Source organism: Pseudodesulfovibrio hydrargyri (assembly GCF_001874525.1).
GTDB classification, from domain to species: domain Bacteria; phylum Desulfobacterota; class Desulfovibrionia; order Desulfovibrionales; family Desulfovibrionaceae; genus Pseudodesulfovibrio; species Pseudodesulfovibrio hydrargyri.
On sequence record NZ_LKAQ01000005.1, the window covers coordinates 160,150 to 174,812 of the forward strand.

The 14,663-nt window shown below is 62.2% G+C and carries 16 protein-coding genes; 4 read left to right on the plus strand and 12 right to left on the minus strand.

Features of this window, described 5'->3' with window-relative positions; translation table 11 throughout:
* Positions 1 to 24 precede the first annotated feature (24 nt).
* The 7 genes from BerOc1_RS18070 to ileS are packed head-to-tail and all read right to left on the minus strand — an operon-like array spanning position 25 to position 6,306.
* Positions 25 to 762 (minus strand): protein phosphatase CheZ, encoded by a 738-nt coding sequence (locus BerOc1_RS18070; protein ID WP_071547312.1) that lies wholly within the window; start codon positions 760 to 762, stop codon positions 25 to 27.
* 19 nt (positions 763 to 781) lie between these two features.
* The gene (locus BerOc1_RS18075) at positions 782 to 1,300 is read right to left on the minus strand and encodes a PilZ domain-containing protein (RefSeq protein ID WP_071547313.1); all 519 of its coding nucleotides are present in this window, start codon (positions 1,298 to 1,300) and stop codon (positions 782 to 784) included.
* Between the two features lie 20 nt (positions 1,301 to 1,320).
* A complete protein-coding gene (locus BerOc1_RS18080; protein ID WP_071547314.1) occupies positions 1,321 to 1,764 on the minus strand; it encodes an NIL domain-containing protein in 444 nt (147 codons plus the stop codon).
* A gap of 47 nt (positions 1,765 to 1,811) precedes the next feature.
* Positions 1,812 to 2,750: a tetratricopeptide repeat protein gene (locus BerOc1_RS18085; RefSeq protein ID WP_071547315.1), complete on the minus strand. Its 939-nt coding sequence runs from the start codon at positions 2,748 to 2,750 to the stop codon at positions 1,812 to 1,814.
* Positions 2,747 to 2,971, minus strand: a complete 225-nt coding sequence (locus tag BerOc1_RS18090; protein WP_071547316.1) for a PLD nuclease N-terminal domain-containing protein — start codon at positions 2,969 to 2,971, stop codon at positions 2,747 to 2,749. Before BerOc1_RS18090 ends, BerOc1_RS18085 begins: the two co-directional genes overlap by 4 nt.
* Before the next feature lie 22 nt (positions 2,972 to 2,993).
* Positions 2,994 to 3,482 (minus strand): signal peptidase II, encoded by a 489-nt coding sequence (gene lspA, locus BerOc1_RS18095; RefSeq protein WP_071547317.1) that lies wholly within the window; start codon positions 3,480 to 3,482, stop codon positions 2,994 to 2,996.
* Positions 3,483 to 3,489: 7 nt separating this feature from the next.
* The gene (gene ileS / locus BerOc1_RS18100; protein ID WP_071547318.1) at positions 3,490 to 6,306 is read right to left on the minus strand and encodes an isoleucine--tRNA ligase; all 2,817 of its coding nucleotides are present in this window, start codon (positions 6,304 to 6,306) and stop codon (positions 3,490 to 3,492) included.
* Positions 6,307 to 6,519: 213 nt separating this feature from the next.
* Between ileS and BerOc1_RS18105 the strand changes: the two genes are divergently transcribed.
* The gene (locus BerOc1_RS18105; protein ID WP_071547319.1) at positions 6,520 to 7,146 is read left to right on the plus strand and encodes a tetratricopeptide repeat protein; all 627 of its coding nucleotides are present in this window, start codon (positions 6,520 to 6,522) and stop codon (positions 7,144 to 7,146) included.
* A gap of 84 nt (positions 7,147 to 7,230) precedes the next feature.
* Here BerOc1_RS18105 and epsC read toward each other — a convergent pair whose 3' ends face one another.
* The 5 genes from epsC to BerOc1_RS18130 all read right to left on the minus strand — a co-directional run bounded on the left by epsC (position 7,231) and on the right by BerOc1_RS18130 (position 11,509).
* The gene (gene epsC / locus BerOc1_RS18110) at positions 7,231 to 8,151 is read right to left on the minus strand and encodes a serine O-acetyltransferase EpsC (protein WP_071547320.1); all 921 of its coding nucleotides are present in this window, start codon (positions 8,149 to 8,151) and stop codon (positions 7,231 to 7,233) included.
* Positions 8,152 to 8,161: 10 nt separating this feature from the next.
* A complete protein-coding gene (gene cysK, locus BerOc1_RS18115) occupies positions 8,162 to 9,082 on the minus strand; it encodes a cysteine synthase A (RefSeq protein WP_071547321.1) in 921 nt (306 codons plus the stop codon).
* A gap of 2 nt (positions 9,083 to 9,084) precedes the next feature.
* Entirely contained in the window at positions 9,085 to 10,281 is a 1,197-nt protein-coding gene (gene nifS / locus BerOc1_RS18120; protein WP_071547322.1) for a cysteine desulfurase NifS, read from the minus strand.
* A 3-nt stretch (positions 10,282 to 10,284) separates the two neighbouring features.
* A complete protein-coding gene (nifU, locus tag BerOc1_RS18125; protein ID WP_071547323.1) occupies positions 10,285 to 11,139 on the minus strand; it encodes a Fe-S cluster assembly protein NifU in 855 nt (284 codons plus the stop codon).
* A 109-nt stretch (positions 11,140 to 11,248) separates the two neighbouring features.
* Positions 11,249 to 11,509, minus strand: coding sequence for a DUF493 family protein (locus BerOc1_RS18130; RefSeq protein WP_071547324.1), 261 nt, complete (start codon positions 11,507 to 11,509; stop codon positions 11,249 to 11,251).
* 213 nt (positions 11,510 to 11,722) lie between these two features.
* On the opposite strand from BerOc1_RS18130, the gene BerOc1_RS18135 reads away from it, so the two are divergent.
* The 3 genes from BerOc1_RS18135 to BerOc1_RS18145 all read left to right on the plus strand — a co-directional run bounded on the left by BerOc1_RS18135 (position 11,723) and on the right by BerOc1_RS18145 (position 14,655).
* A complete protein-coding gene (locus tag BerOc1_RS18135; protein ID WP_071547325.1) occupies positions 11,723 to 13,861 on the plus strand; it encodes an EAL domain-containing response regulator in 2,139 nt (712 codons plus the stop codon).
* Positions 13,862 to 13,905: 44 nt separating this feature from the next.
* A complete protein-coding gene (locus BerOc1_RS18140; RefSeq protein WP_071547326.1) occupies positions 13,906 to 14,088 on the plus strand; it encodes a hypothetical protein in 183 nt (60 codons plus the stop codon).
* Positions 14,089 to 14,238: 150 nt separating this feature from the next.
* Complete coding sequence (locus BerOc1_RS18145) at positions 14,239 to 14,655, plus strand: Hsp20/alpha crystallin family protein (protein WP_071547327.1); 417 nt, start codon at positions 14,239 to 14,241, stop codon at positions 14,653 to 14,655.
* Positions 14,656 to 14,663 lie beyond the last annotated feature (8 nt).

A 14,663-nucleotide genomic window follows, 5' to 3' on the forward strand; every position in this document is an offset into this window, starting at 1 on the left:
TTTGTCGTTTTTATTGCGGAGAAGCTAGTCCAGGCCGAGGGAGGCGAGCAGATCGTCCACGTCGCCCTGGTTGGTCCCTTCGGTCGGGCCTTGGAGTTTGGAGGTCGCCTCGCTACGGGCCTCCTTGGACAGGGCCTCGAAGTCCTTTTCCGGCTCGACCTCGCGCTGGCGGATCATCAGGCCGGTGGAGAGCATGACCTCGCGGACGATCTGTTCGATCTGGCGGATGGAGTTGATGATCTTCTTGATGCGCTGCCCGGTCAGGTCCTGGAAGCTCAGGGAGACCATGATGTTGGACAGGTCGGTGCCGAGCGTGTTGTTGATGTCCTTGAGCCTTTCCCGGTCCTCCTTGGTCACCCCGCCGGACTCGAATCCCTTGACGATGGTGGCCACGGACCCCTGGAGGTCCTGGAGCTTCTCGACGATGTCGATGATTTCCACTGCGGCCTTTTCCGTGGTCTTGAGCACGGCGTCCAGCTGGTCCGAGGTCTCGGAGAAGAGCTCCTCGGGGTCGATGTCGGCGGTGATGCACTTGATCTCGGTCCCGCCACGGGCCGCCTTGACCTCCTGGTAGATCTTCTTGAGCCCCCCCTGCAGGTCCTCGTTTACCCGGCGGTAGAACTCGCCTTCCAGCAGCGCCTTGGTGAGGTTTCGGGCGATCTCCTTTTCCACGGCGGCCGCGATGGTTCCCTTGAGGGTTCCCACGAGCTCGTCGGAGACCTTTTCCATCAGTTCCCTTACCAATTCTTCATTGCTGGTCATGCGTGTTCTCCGGGAGGGGCTACATTTTGGAATTGCGGATTTGTTCCCGCTGTTCCTTGAAGACGAATTGCACGATGGCCTCCATGTCCGATCCGCGAAGATCCACGAATTCGAAGCGGTACAGGCCGGTGTCGGGTTCCTGGTCGAGAATGCGCCCCTTGCTGCCGGCAAGCCGCAGGGGAGTCTGGCTGAGGTAGATGATCAGTTCCAGGGCGTCGCCCGGGTGGAACTGCCTTGCGGAGCGGAATTTGACCCCGGCCGCGGAGATCTCCATGACCTCCACGGGCAGGGAAAAGTCCATCTTGAAGGTGTCCTGGCCGAGCATGGAGATGATCTGGTCGAGCTTGCGGTCCATCTCCACCAGAAATCCGGTGACTTCCTCGGGGAGCTTGCTCTTCTTGACGAAGTCCTCGCGGGTGATCGGCTGGGTCATGGACTCGCCGGTGAAGAGCTGGGGCGAGTCCAGGGACTCCATGATCCTGGCCTGGGCCTTCAGTCTGACCTGTATGCGCGAGAACGAACGTTTCTCTTCACTCATGGGACCCCCTTGGGGTTTGCTTAGGGCCTGCCGTTTTCATCCATGTCGAGCGTCATGCACTTGACCGGACAGACACGGGTGCACATGCCGCAGGCCGAACATTTGTCCACGTCGAAGACGATCTTGAGGGTTTCGAGGTCCAGGCGCAGGGCGTCCGTGGGGCACATGGCCGTGCACACGCCGCAGTGGACGCAGGACTCGTCGTCGCGGAAGATCTTGTGCGCCACCGGGGTGATGCGCACGCCGTTCTCCTTGAGGTAGCCGATACCCTTGTGGAACTCGTCCTCGCGGCCCGAGACCTCGAGGGTCATGGTTCCTTCGTGGCGCGGCGAGATGTCCGCCTTGAGGATGTTGAAGCTCAGGTCGAACTTGCGCAGCAGGTTGCAGACCACGGGCCTGCCGGAGACCTCGGGCGGGAAGGAGAGGTAGACGATTTTTCTGAAACCATTCTTGACTTCGTTCATGGGGATGTCCTGAATGCCTTATGGCACGAGCGGCGCGGCGGCCGCTATTATTTCATTTTGTCCAAGGACCGTTTGGCCTGGGTGGCCTCCACGGACTTGGGGAATTTCTTGATGATTTCCTCGAAGCGCATCTTGGCCAGCTCGGGCTTGCCCAGGTGCTCCCAGGAGAAGCCGGCGCGCAGCAGGGCGGCCTTGTACTTGGAGCTCTTCTGGTACTTCTCGATGACGTCCTCGTAGAGGATGACGGCCCGGGCGTAGTCCTTGAGCATGTAGTAGCACTGGCCCTGCCAGAATACGGCGCTGGGCGTGAAGGCGTGGCCCTTGAAGGTGTCGGTGAACTCCGCCCAGTAGGAACGGGCGCGTTCGAAGTTGCCTTCCTTGTACAGGGCATAAGCCTTGTCATAGAGGGCCTTGGCCGGGTCGCTGTCCGCCTGGGGAGCGGTCTGAGCGGCGGCCGTGGCGGTCGCCGCGCCGGCCTGGGCCGCAACGCCTTCCTCGGGCGCGTCGGCCGGAGCGGTGGCGGCTGTCGCCGCTGCGGGGGCTCCCACGGCGGCGCCGCGCGCCCTGCCGGTCTCGGGCAGGTCCACCTGGAGTTCGTTGACCATGGCGAATTCCACCTCGGACAGCCGCTTGGACAGTTCCTGCACGGTCACGGCCGAGTCGGCCGCGCCCACCTGGTTGTCCATGCGGATGTTCAGGCTGTCCACCTCGCCGCGCATCTTGGCGATTTCGGAACGCAGGGATTGGATCTCGGCCCACATGTCGGCGGATTTTTCGCGCAGGGGATCGTTGGATTTTTCGATTTCGGCCTTGAGCTGCTCCTTGGATTCGGCCAGTTCGGCCTCCAGCTGGCGGATGCGGTGGAGGTCCTGCTGCCGGTCGGACTGCATGGCCTCCACGTCGGTTCTGGTGGCGCAGCCGGGCAGGGCCGACATGCTAAGGAGGATCAAAAGAACACTGAACAGACTGATATTTTTCATCTTCATTGTAAGCTCCCTCTTTTTCTGCCAAGGAAAAGATACGTCAGAGCGCCGAGAATGGGAATAAAAATGCAGATCTGCATCCACAGGCTCTTTTCCGTCGGGGATTCGAAGTTCCGTTTCCAGACGTCCAGGATGGACCAGGCGCTGAAGACGAAACAGACGCCCACGGCAACCAGCACGATGGCCCACTGGGTCGGGGTCAGGGCCGAGAAGTCTGCGAACATGTCACGTTCTCCTTGATAGGGCTTACGCCCCTCGCGTGTCCTTGCGGTTGAGCAGTGTGGACACGATAATGCAGCCCGCGCCCACCGTCAGAGCGCTGTCGGCCACGTTGAACGCGGGCCAGTGATAGCTGCCCGCGTAGAAATCCAGAAAGTCGATGACCGAGCCGAGCCAGATGCGGTCGATGGCGTTGCCCACGGCCCCGCCGGCGATCATGCCGAGTCCGGCGATCATCCAGCGGTCGCCCTCTCTGGTCAGCCTGATCATGTAGGCGATGACCAGGACGGCGGCCAGGGAGATGAGGATGAACAGGGGACGCTGCCAGTCGATGTTGTCGTCGTCCAGAAATCCCCAGGCCGCCCCCTTGTTCAGGACGTGGACCAGATTGAACAGGCCGGGAACGATTTCCCGGCCGGTCCACGGCTGCATGAGGGTGTGCACCGTCAGCTTGGTGGCCTGGTCGAGCGCCAGGGTGCCCGCCGCCCAGAGTGCTGCCAGCTTGTAACGGTTCATGGGCGTCCTAGGCGAGGGTTTTCAGTACGGCGGTGCAGCGGGGGCAGGCGTCGGGGTAGTCCGGGTCGGTGCCCAGGTCCTCGGCGATGCGCCAGCACCGTTCGCACTTCTCGCCGGGCGCGGCGTCCACGGCCACCTTGAGGTCGGTCAGGTCTTCGCCGACATAGGCGTCCGCCGGGGCGTTCTCCGGCTCGTCCAGGACCAGCTTGGAGATGATGAAGAACTCACGCGGGTCGATGTCCTTGGTGGAGACCAGCTCGCGGATATCCGCATCGGCGTACAGGGTTACCTGGGCGTCCAGGGACTTGCCGATGACCCGGTCCTTGCGCTTGGGCTCGATGGCCTTGTTGACCTCGGCGCGGACCAGGGCCAGCTTCTCCCAGCGGGCGCGCTCGGCGTCGGTCAGCTCGGGCCGCTCGGGCGCGAAGCGCAGGGCGAAGACCGTCTTGTCCTGGGGCAGGGCGTTCTTGATCGCCTCGGGCAGGTCCTGGAAGGCCTCTTCGGCGGTGAAGGACAGGACCGGGGCCATGTCCTCCAGGAGCATGAGCAGGATCTGCCAGAGCACGGTTTGGGCGGAGCGGCGCTTGAGGCCGTTCTCCTCCTCCACGTACAGGCGGTCCTTGATGATGTCGAGGTAGAAGGCGGACAGGTCGACCACGCAGAGGTTGTGCAGGGTGTGGTAGACCTTGTGGAATTCGAAGTTGCGGTACGCCTTGCGAATGGCGTCGTGCTGGCGCACGACCATGTCCAGGGCGTAGCGGTCGAGCGGCGGCATGTCGGCCACGTCCACCTTGTTCGCCGGGTCGAAGTCGTTCAGGTTCGACAACAGGTAGCGGCAGGTGTTGCGGATGCGGCGGTAGGCGTCCACCAAGCGGTTCAGGGTCTCGTCCGAGATGCGGATGTCCTCCTGGTAGTTGGAGGCCGAGACCCACATGCGCAGGATTTCCGCGCCGAACCTGTCGATGATCTCCTGGGGGGCGAGCACGTTGCCGATGGACTTGGACATCTTGCGCCCTTCGGCGTCGACCACGTAGCCGTGGGTCAGGACGGCCTTGTAGGGCGGTTGCTCACGGGTGCCCACCGAGGCGAGCAGGGAGGAGTGGAACCAGCCGCGATGCTGGTCCGAGCCTTCCAGGTACAGGTCCGCCGGGAAACGGGTCTCCTTGCGCTGCTCCACCACGGCGGCGTAGCTGGTGCCGGAATCGAACCAGACGTCCAGGATGTCGGTCTCGCGCTTCCAGTGGGTACCGCCGCACTTCGGACAGGTCAGCCCCTCGGGCACGATTTCCTCGAGCGGGGCCTCGAACCAGTAGTCGCAGCCGGTCTCGTGCTGGGCGTACTTGTCGCAGATGTCGTAGACCCACTGGGCGTCGAACCAGGTCTCGTCGCAGTCCTCGCAGATCAGCGCGGAGATGGGCACGCCCCAGTTGCGCTGGCGGGAGATGCACCAGTCGGGCCGGTTTTCGACCATGGAGTAGATGCGCTCCTCGCCCCAGGACGGAATCCATTGCACGTCGTTGCGGATGGCGGACAGGGCGCGCTTGCGCAGGTCGTTCTCGTCCATGCCGATGAACCACTGGGTGGTGGCCCGGAAGATGACCGGCTGTTTGCAGCGCCAGCAGTGGGGGTAGGAGTGGGTGATCTTTTCCGAGGCCATCAGGTTGCCGACCTCGGTCAGCTTTTCGATGACCTTGGGGTTGGCCTCCCAGACGTTCAGACCGGCGAAATATTCGACCTCGGGCAGGAACTGGCCCTTGTCGTTCATGGGCGAGTAGATCTCCAGCCCGTAGCGCAGGCCGGTCTCGAAGTCTTCGCGGCCGTGGCCCGGGGCGGTGTGGACGCAGCCGGTGCCGGTGTCGAAGGTCACGTAGTCGGCCAGGACCACCGGGGATTCGCGGTCGTACAGGGGATGCTTGGCCTTCATGCCCTCGAGCTCGGCCCCCTTGAAGGTGGCCAGGGTCTCGTAGGATTCCCAGCCGAACTTGGCGGCGCAGGATTCGAGCAGCCCCTCGGCCAGGACGTAATAGGCGTCCCCGGCCTTGACCAGCACGTAGTCGAAGTCCGGGTGCACGGCCACGGCCATGTTGTCCGGGATGGTCCAGGGGGTGGTGGTCCAGATGAGGATGTACAGCTTTGAGACGTCGATGTCCGCGATCTTTTTGAAATTCTCGTCGACCATGGGAAAGCGGACGTAGATGGACGGGGAGGTGTGGTCCTCGTATTCCACCTCGGCCTCGGCCAGGGCGGTGCGGCAGTCGCAACACCAGTAGATGGGCTTCTTGCCCCGGACCACGCCGTCGCGCTCCATGAACCGGCCCAGTTCGCGGGCGGTGGCCGCCTCGTACTCGGGCTTCATGGTCATGTACGGATCGTCCCACACGCCGAACACGCCCAACCGCTTGAATTCGCTGCGCTGGGTGTCCAGCCACTTGGCGGCGTAGGAACGGCAGATCTTGCGGATGGTCAGGGTATCCAGTTCTTTGTTCTTCTTCTTCAGTTCCTGCTCGACCTTGTGCTCAATGGGCAGGCCATGGCAGTCCCAGCCGGGCACGTACTCGGCCTTCTGGCCCTGGATGTTCCGGGACTTGACGATGATGTCCTTGAGGACCTTGTTCAGGGCCGTGCCCATGTGGATGTGGCCGTTGGCGTAGGGAGGACCGTCGTGCAGCACGTACCTGTCGTCGGCGTCTCCGGCCGCGACCATTTCATCATAGGCCTTGATTTCCTCCCAGAACTTGAGCATTTCAGGCTCGCGCTGGGTGAGGTTGGCCTTCATGGGAAAGGTGGTTTTGGGCAGGAGCAAAGTCTTTTTGTAGTCGCTCATGGGTTTCAAGTCCTCCGGGAACCGTATATTTCTTTAGCTTAAAGTGTCCGCTTTTATGAGACGGCGTAGATTGGTATAAGCCGGGCTGGAAGTCAAGCATTGCACGGACTGGGCGGGTACTTGCACAATGTTTACAGGGCTTGCGAAACGTGCTTTTGTTACAGGTGGACGACAAGGTCCGGACTCTGAAAAAAACAAGAATCAGGAGATAAGATGGGAGTACATAAACGCGAACGCGAGGCAGCCGAATCAGAGGGGAAATACGTCAAAAAGAGTTCGGCGGTCATGCTGGCCGTCATCGGCGTCCTGCTGGGCGTCTTTATCGGCAATGCCGTGACCATGCTCTACGTGGGGCAGCGGGGTCAGCGGATGAGCGTGTCCACCCAGGCCACCCCCACGGAGTCCCCGGTGCCGCATTCAGCCGACCCCGAGGCCCTGGCCAGCATGGAGAACGCCGCGGCCGCCGACCCGACCAACGCGGATCTGTGGGTGCAGCTCGGCAACTTCTGCTTCGATCACAACCTGCCCGCCCGTGCGGTCAATGCCTATGAGCGGGCCCTGGAACTCAAGCCCAACGAGGTCAACGTCTGGTCCGACCTGGGGGTCATGTACCGGCGCACCAAGCAGTTCAACAAGGCCGTGGACGCCTTCGGCCATGCCGCGTCCCTGGACAAGGGCCACATCACGTCCAGGTTCAACATGGGCATCGTCTACCTCCACGACCTGAACGACCCGGCGTCCGCGCTCAAGGCCTGGAAGGGCGTCCTGGCCATCAACCCCGAAGCCAAGTCGCCCACCGGACAGCCCGTGGCGGACATGGTTCGGGAACTGGAAAAATAGTTAAAGTTCGACATGAAGAAAAAGGAGGCGTGGTTGTCCATGCCTCCTTTTTTATTTGCCTTTATTCGAAGGATCGTTGCCGGATCAGATGCCCGCGCCGTGTTCGAAGGACTGCTCCAGGGCCCGGGTCTGGACGATCTGCGCCCCGGCCGCGACGTCGCGCACGATCCAGACGTTGCCGCCGATGACCGCTTCCTTGCCTATGGTGATCCGGCCCAGAATAGTCGCCCCGGCGTAGATGATCACGTCGTCCTCCACAATGGGGTGGCGGGGCAGCCCCTTGATGAGCATCTCGTCCTCCCCCTTGGGGAAGCTCTTGGCCCCCAGGGTCACGCCCTGGTACACGCGCACGTTGTCGCCGATAATGCAGGTCTCGCCGATGACCGTGCCCGTTCCGTGGTCGATGAAGAAGGACTTGCCGATGGTCGCGCCCGGGTGGATGTCGATGCCCGTGTCCGAGTGGGCCATCTCGCCGATGATGCGGGGGATGATGTCCACGCCGAGCTCGTACAGTTCGTGGGCGATGCGGTGGTTGGTCAGGGCCCGGATGGACGGGTAGCAGAAGATGGTCTCCCCGTGGGTCTTGGCCGCCGGGTCGCCGATGTAGGCCGCCTCCACGTCGGAGAGCAGGTACTCCCTGATCTCGGGCAGCTTGGTGATGAACTTCTTGGCTATGGCCTTGGCCCGCTGCTCGCAGTCGTTGCACCGCTCGGTGGTGGTGGCGTCGCAGACGAAACAATAGCCCCGGTTGATCTGGTCCGCGAGCTTGCGTTCCAGCTGGTCCAGGGTGGAGCCGATGTAGTAGGGCATGGTGTCCGGTGTGATCTCGGACGGGCCGAAATAGCCGGGAAACAGGACGCAGCGCAGGTCCTCGACAATGCCGCGCAGGACGTCCACCGAGGGCATGGGCGCCTCGCCGGCCCTGCGGTGCGAGCGCGGGCCCTTGTCTCCGGACTCCACGAGGAGCGCGACCACATCCGCCAATGTGTAGTCTTCACTGGTCATGGAATCTCCTCTAGCTGAAGAGCGGGGTGCTCAGGTACCGTTCGCCGGTGTCGCAGACGATGAACACGATCATCTTGCCCGCGTTTTCCTCGCGCCGGGCCAGTTCCAGGGCCGCCGCGCAGTTGGCCCCGGACGAGATGCCGCAGAGGATGCCTTCCTCGCGCATGAGCCGCTTGGCCGTCTCCACCGCATCGTCGTTTTTGACGCGTACGACCTCGTCAATGATGCCGGTGTTCAGCGCGCCGGGCACGAAGCCCGCGCCGATGCCCTGAATGGCGTGGGGGCCGGGCTGCCCGCCGGACAGGACCGGGGAGGCGTCGGGCTCCACGGCCACGGCCTTGAGGCCGGGCTTTTGGGCCTTCAGGGATTCGGCCACGCCTGTCAGGGTGCCGCCGGTGCCCACGCCGGCCACGAAGATGTCCACCTTGCCGTCCGTGTCCTCCCAGATCTCCGGTCCCGTGGTCCTGCGATGGGCCTCGGGGTTGGCCGGGTTCTCGAACTGCATGGGCATGAAGGCGTTGTCCGTCTCCTGGACGATCTTCTCGGCCTGGGCGATGGCCCCTTTCATGCCTTCGGCCGCCGGGGTCAGGACCAGTTCCGCGCCCAGCCCGTGGAGCAGTTTGCGCCGTTCCACGGACATGGACTCGGGCATGGTCAGGATCAGGCGCATGCCCTTGACCGCGCAGATGAAGGCCAGGCCGATACCGGTGTTGCCGGAGGTCGGTTCCACCAGGACCGTGTCCTTGTTGATGGTCCCGTCCGCCAGGGCGGTCTCGATCATGTTCGCGCCGATGCGGTCCTTGACCGAGCCGCACGGGTTGTAGAATTCCAATTTGGCCACCACGTCGGCCTTGAGGCCGTCCGCAAGGCTGTTCAGGCGGACCAGGGGCGTCCGGCCGATGAGCTGCGTCATGTTGTCGGCTATTTTCATGGTTACTCCGAAAAGCTTTTGGTGCAGGCCGGGGCCTGCTTGTCCGCCGAAAACGGCGAGAGTTTGCGCAGGTTCGCGATGATGGGCGGCAGGGTCTCGACCACGAAATCGATCTCCTTCTCGGTGTTGAACCGGCTCAGGGAGAAGCGGATGGAGCCGTGGGCGAAGGTGAAGGGCACGCCCATGGCGCGGAGCACGTGGGACGGCTCCAGGCTGCCCGAGGTGCAGGCCGAGCCGGAGCTGGCCGCGATGCCCAACTGGTCCATCATCAGCAGGATGGCTTCGCCCTCGACGTAGCCGAAGGAGATGTTCGCGGTGTTGGGCAGCCGGTGTTCCGGGTCGCCGTTGAGTTTGCTGTCCGGAATCGCCGCGAGCAGCCCCTTTTCTAGCTTGTCGCGCAGCCGCTTGACCTCGGTGTTTTCCTCGGCCATGTGCTCGCGGGCCAGCTCGCAGGCCTTGCCCAGGGCGATGATGCCCGTGGTGTTCTCGGTGCCCGCGCGGCGGCTGCGCTCCTGGTGCCCGCCGATGAGGAAGGGGCGGAAGGGCAGGCGCTTGCGCACGAACAGGGCGCCCACGCCCTTAGGTGCGTGCAGCTTGTGTCCGGACAGGGAGAGCATGTCCACCGGGACCCTGGACAGGTCTATGTCCACCTTGCCCACGGCCTGGACCGCGTCGGTGTGGAAGATGACGTCATGCTCCTTGGCGATTTGGGCCATCTCCTCAATGGGATAGATGTTGCCGGTCTCGTTGTTGGCCCACATGACCGAGACGATGGCCGTGTCCGGGCGCAGGGCGGTCTTGTACTCCTCGAGGTCCAGCCGGCCGTATTCGTCGGTACCGAGGTAGGTGACCTCGTAGCCGTCCTTTTTCTCGAGATATTTGCACAGGCTCAGGATGGCCGGATGCTCCACGGCGGTGGTGACGATATGCCGCCGGTCGGGCCGGGCGTTCAGGGCCGAGCGGATGGCCGTGTTGTCGGACTCCGAGCCGCAGGAGGTGAAGATGATCTCCTCGGGCTCGCAGCCCAGCAGGGAAGCCACCGAGGCGCGGGCCTGCTTGAGCGTGGCTCCCACCTGTCCGCCGAAGCGGTGCATGGACGAAGGGTTGCCGTACAGTTCGGTGAAATAGGGCTTGATGGCCTCGAAAACCGCCGGGTCCACCTGGGTGGTGGCGTTGTTGTCCAGATAGATGGTGTCCATGAATCAGCCCTCCCGAACCTTCAGGCCGGGATCGACCTTTTCCTTGAGGGTGGACTCGACGAGGTTGTTGAGGGTCGCCTGGCTGGACGGGCAGCCCGAGCACATGCCCAGAAAGCGGACCACCACGGTGTCGCGGTCGATGTCCACAAGTTCGATGTTGCCGCCGTCCGCCTTGAGCTTGGGCCGGATGTCGTCGTCTATGACCGACTCGATCAGGTGCATGCGCTGGATGTTGGTCATGCCCTCGGCCGGGAAGGCGGGCTTGTCCGACGGGGTGGGGCATACGCTCTCGCCGTGGGCCTCGGCCAGAAGGCGCTCCAGGTCCGGGATGCACTTGCCGCAGCCGCCGCCCGCCTTGGTGAAGTTGGTCACGTCCTCCACGGTCTTGAGGTCGTTGACCTTGATGGCTTCGAGGATCTCCTCGTCGAACACGCCGAAGCATTCACAGATGAGCTCGCCTTCGTGGGAGTGCTCGGCCTTGGACGGGGCTTCGCCGCGCATGTTCTTGATGGCCTGCTCCAGGGCCTCCTGGCCCATGACCGAGCAGTGCATCTTTTCCCGCGGCAGGCCGCCCAGGTATTCGGCGATGTCCTTGTTGGTGATCTTTTGCGCCTCGTCCACGGTTTTGCCGATGAGCAGCTCGGTCAGGGCGGAGCTGGAGGCGATAGCGCTGGCGCAGCCGAAGGTCTGGAACTTGGCGTCCGTGATCTTCCCGCCGTCGTCGACCTTGATGTACAGGGTCAGGGCGTCACCGCAGGCCAGCGAACCGACCTCCCCGACCCCGTCGGCGTCTTCGATGGTGCCCACGTTGCGCGGGTTCAGGAAGTGGTCCTTAACTTTGTCGGTATATTCCCACATATTCTCTCCGGAATGGCTGAGGATGTCTGAACAGTTGTAACAAGTGTGATACGATCATATGTGTGTACAGTAAGTCCCACTGCGCCGACTGTAAAGTCTTGAGCGGGGATTACAGCGACATGATCCCCGGAATCCGGGCCGCCTTTTCATAAACGGCCATGACCTCGTCCGCCGAGCACATGGTCGAAGTCATTGTCACACTGGTATATTTTCCGGTTTTGGACTGGCGTGTCTCCAATTTTTCCGACGAGAAAAGCTCCTGGAAACTGCCGAGACTCTCCGCCGGGACGATGAATTTATAGACGTACGGGCACGGCCATTGGTGGTGATCATCAAGAGCCTGCTTGAATTGTTTTGATTTGTCGGACATAAGATTCTCCTGTTTCGATTTTTACGAAACGGTCTATAGAGGGTTTGTTTCCGGCGTGTCAAACCAGTCGGCAGCATAACGTAAAGAACCAACTATTCCAATAAAATGGTTTTTCAATCACGCAATTTATAACATCAATACGGAATAAGCTGGGATATGGTCCAATATCGAGTATGGGCGCGGGCGGCGCTTTGAGCCGAATAAGGAAGGGAAATGAACGATATAGTTGACGTTCTTGTCGTCGACGACGAACGGATCAATCTCAAACTGGTCGAGGGTATCCTGCGGGGGCAGGACCTCAACCTGAAAATGGCCATGTCGGGAGCGGAGGCCTTGAAGATGATCCCGGACCACGACTTTGCCGTGGCCCTGCTCGACGTCATGATGCCCGGCATGGACGGCTTCGAGCTGGCCGAGCGGCTCAGGAGCTCGGAAGCCACCCGGAACATCCCGATCATCTTCATCACCGCCATCAGCAAGGAGCAGCGGCATGTGTTCCATGGCTACGAACTGGGTGCGGTGGACTACCTGTTCAAGCCGGTGGAGCCGGAGATTCTGCGTGGCAAGACCAATATTTTCGCGGAATTGCACCGGCACAAGCGGTCCCTGTTGGAAACCACTAGGCGACTCGAGGCCACGGTGGAGGAACTCGAGGCGTCCCGGGAGGCCCTGGCCCGGTCCGAGCAGCGCTACCGCATGGTGGCCGACTACAACTACGATTGGGAGAGCTGGATCGGTCCGGACGGCGAGCCCCGGTACATTTCGCCTTCCTGCGAACGGATCAGCGGGTATCCGCCCCAGCGGTTTATGGAGGAGCCCGAGTTGATGGAGCGCCTCGTCCACCAGGACGATCTGAGCCGGTGGTTCCAGTTCATGCGGGACGACACCGTGGGCGACGAGGAGAGCATCGACTTCCGGATCAGCGACGTCAACGCCAAGATCAAGTGGCTGAGCCTGGTCCGGCACTCCATCTTCGCGGACGACGGCGCGTCGCTTGGCATCCGCCTGAGCATGCGCGACATCACCAACCGCAAGCTCATCGAAAGCAAGCTGCAGCACAGCGCCTTCCACGACACCCTGACCGGGTTGCCCAATCGGGCCCTGTTTCTGGAGCGGCTCAACCGGGCTGCGGAGCGGTGTTCACGCACGGGCGAGCATTTCGCGGTCCTGTTCATCAACATGGACCGCTTCCAGGCGGTCAACGACCACTACGGGCACAGCGTGGGCGACAAGCTCATGGTCCGGCTCGGGGTCAAGCTCCAGCAGACGGTCCGGTCCGTGGACACCGTGGCCCGGTTCGGCAGCGATGAGTTCGGCGTGCTCCTCGAGGACATCCCCAGGCGGAGCGAGGTCCGGTCCCTGACCCGCAAGATTTTCGACTCCTTCAAGGAACCGGTGGAGGTGGACGGCATCTCCTTCACCCTGTCGGCCAGCATAGGCTACGACATCGGCTCCGGCGCGAACGTGGACGCCGAGGAGATCGTGCACAACGCCCAGGTGGCCATGAACGAGGCCAAGGAGGAGGGCAAGAACCGGATCACTGCCTACGAGAAGCGCATGCGCGAGGGCATGGTCAACGTCCTGGCCGTGGAAAACGAGCTCAAGCGCGCTCTGGAGGCACGGGAGTTCACGGCCCATTACCAGCCCATCGTCAACCTGGCCGACGGCAGCCTGTACGGATTCGAGGCCCTGGCCCGGTGGAACCACCCCGAACGCGGTCTGGTCAGCCCCGGCGAATTCATCCCCGTGGCCGAGGAGACCGGTCAGATCGTGACCCTCGGGGCTCAGATCCTGGAAGAGGCCTGTACGACCATGCAGGAATGGACCCGGCTCTATCCGGCGGCGGAAAAACTGACCATGGCCGTGAATATCTCGGCCAAGCAGTTTGCCGAGAGCACCCTTGCGGGCAATGTGGAACGCATGCTGAAGGAATCGGGGCTACAGCCCGGCCGACTGAAGTTGGAAATCACCGAAACCGTGGTCATGCTTGACGCCATGAAGTCCGTGAATCAGCTGAAGACGCTGAAGAATCTCGGCATCCTCCTGTCCATCGACGACTTCGGCACCGGATACTCGTCCATGAGCTATCTGCAGAAATTCCCCACGGACCAGCTCAAGATCGACTTGAGCTTTGTCCAGCGCATGGAATCCACCCCGGAAAACATCGAGATCATCCGGGCCATCGTGAACATGGCCCATTCCCTGCGGTTGCGGGTCGTGGCCGAGGGCATCGAGACGGAGCGCCAAAGGGACTTGCTTTATTCCCTGCAATGCGATTACGGTCAGGGCTACTTGTATTCGCGGCCTCTCCCACGGGATGAGGCCGAAGAGTTCGTCAAGGATTCCGAGTAGCTTTACCGGCATTTCATCTCTCTCAATCACTGGAGCTTTTCCCCATGAATCTCAGCGCACCGCAACTGCTCACCTGGATCGTCGCCGTCATCATCGGCCTTCTCGGCATTCTCATACGGATCGACGTCATGTCCATTCCGGTTCTCGAGAACCTGGTCCGGCCCTTCTGGCTCGTGGCCACCGGGTTCGTCATCCTGGCCATCTCCAATCTATTCCGCAGCCTGTAGGCGAGCGGAATTCATCGCGCCGTGCCGGGGCTTGACGAAAAAAATCGTCAAGCCCCTGTTTTTTTTGTTCGGTTGTTGTAAAGTGTACTGGTAATCAATACTGTTACGATATTGCTTTGACGGTTGATTCGCAAAGGAGGGTTAGCGTCAATGGCTGATTTGAAACGATGGAGCCGCGACGAGATATCGCGCATGCGCAGCGACGTGGACCGGCTCTTTGACGATCTGTGCGCCGATTTCAACCTGCCGTCCATGTTCTGCCGCATGGCGGGCGATCTCACCCTCGAGGAAGAGGGGGAGACCCTGGTGGTCAGGCTGGAGCTGGGCACCATGGACCCGGACGACGTGCACGTCTCGGTGATGGACCGGCAGCTGTCCATCGTGGCCGAGACCCGCGAATCGGGCCCGGGCCACACCAGCACCCACAGCTTTCACAAGGACCTGCGCCTGCCGTGCCGCATCGACACCGCCGGCGTCAGGGCGGAGTTCGCCGACGGCGTGCTCGTGGTCAGGCTGCCCAAGTGCTCGCTCCAATCGGGGCAGAAAATCGCAATTTCCCGGAAATAACATACGGA

What these genes read in the sequence shown, in the direction of transcription:
- BerOc1_RS18130 (WP_071547324.1), bottom strand. Translation starts at nt 11,509, where the DNA reads ATGTCCGACAAATCAAAACAATTCAAGCAGGCTCTTGATGATCACCAC.
- BerOc1_RS18105 (WP_071547319.1), top strand. Translation starts at nt 6,520, where the DNA reads ATGGGAGTACATAAACGCGAACGCGAGGCAGCCGAATCAGAGGGGAAA.
- ileS (WP_071547318.1), bottom strand. Translation starts at nt 6,306, where the DNA reads ATGAGCGACTACAAAAAGACTTTGCTCCTGCCCAAAACCACCTTTCCC.
- BerOc1_RS18070 (WP_071547312.1), bottom strand. Translation starts at nt 762, where the DNA reads ATGACCAGCAATGAAGAATTGGTAAGGGAACTGATGGAAAAGGTCTCC.
- BerOc1_RS18140 (WP_071547326.1), top strand. Translation starts at nt 13,906, where the DNA reads ATGAATCTCAGCGCACCGCAACTGCTCACCTGGATCGTCGCCGTCATC.
- BerOc1_RS18135 (WP_071547325.1), top strand. Translation starts at nt 11,723, where the DNA reads ATGAACGATATAGTTGACGTTCTTGTCGTCGACGACGAACGGATCAAT.
- epsC (WP_071547320.1), bottom strand. Translation starts at nt 8,151, where the DNA reads ATGACCAGTGAAGACTACACATTGGCGGATGTGGTCGCGCTCCTCGTG.
- cysK (WP_071547321.1), bottom strand. Translation starts at nt 9,082, where the DNA reads ATGAAAATAGCCGACAACATGACGCAGCTCATCGGCCGGACGCCCCTG.
- BerOc1_RS18080 (WP_071547314.1), bottom strand. Translation starts at nt 1,764, where the DNA reads ATGAACGAAGTCAAGAATGGTTTCAGAAAAATCGTCTACCTCTCCTTC.
- lspA (WP_071547317.1), bottom strand. Translation starts at nt 3,482, where the DNA reads ATGAACCGTTACAAGCTGGCAGCACTCTGGGCGGCGGGCACCCTGGCG.
- BerOc1_RS18075 (WP_071547313.1), bottom strand. Translation starts at nt 1,300, where the DNA reads ATGAGTGAAGAGAAACGTTCGTTCTCGCGCATACAGGTCAGACTGAAG.
- BerOc1_RS18085 (WP_071547315.1), bottom strand. Translation starts at nt 2,750, where the DNA reads ATGAAGATGAAAAATATCAGTCTGTTCAGTGTTCTTTTGATCCTCCTT.
- nifS (WP_071547322.1), bottom strand. Translation starts at nt 10,281, where the DNA reads ATGGACACCATCTATCTGGACAACAACGCCACCACCCAGGTGGACCCG.
- BerOc1_RS18090 (WP_071547316.1), bottom strand. Translation starts at nt 2,971, where the DNA reads ATGTTCGCAGACTTCTCGGCCCTGACCCCGACCCAGTGGGCCATCGTG.
- nifU (WP_071547323.1), bottom strand. Translation starts at nt 11,139, where the DNA reads ATGTGGGAATATACCGACAAAGTTAAGGACCACTTCCTGAACCCGCGC.
- BerOc1_RS18145 (WP_071547327.1), top strand. Translation starts at nt 14,239, where the DNA reads ATGGCTGATTTGAAACGATGGAGCCGCGACGAGATATCGCGCATGCGC.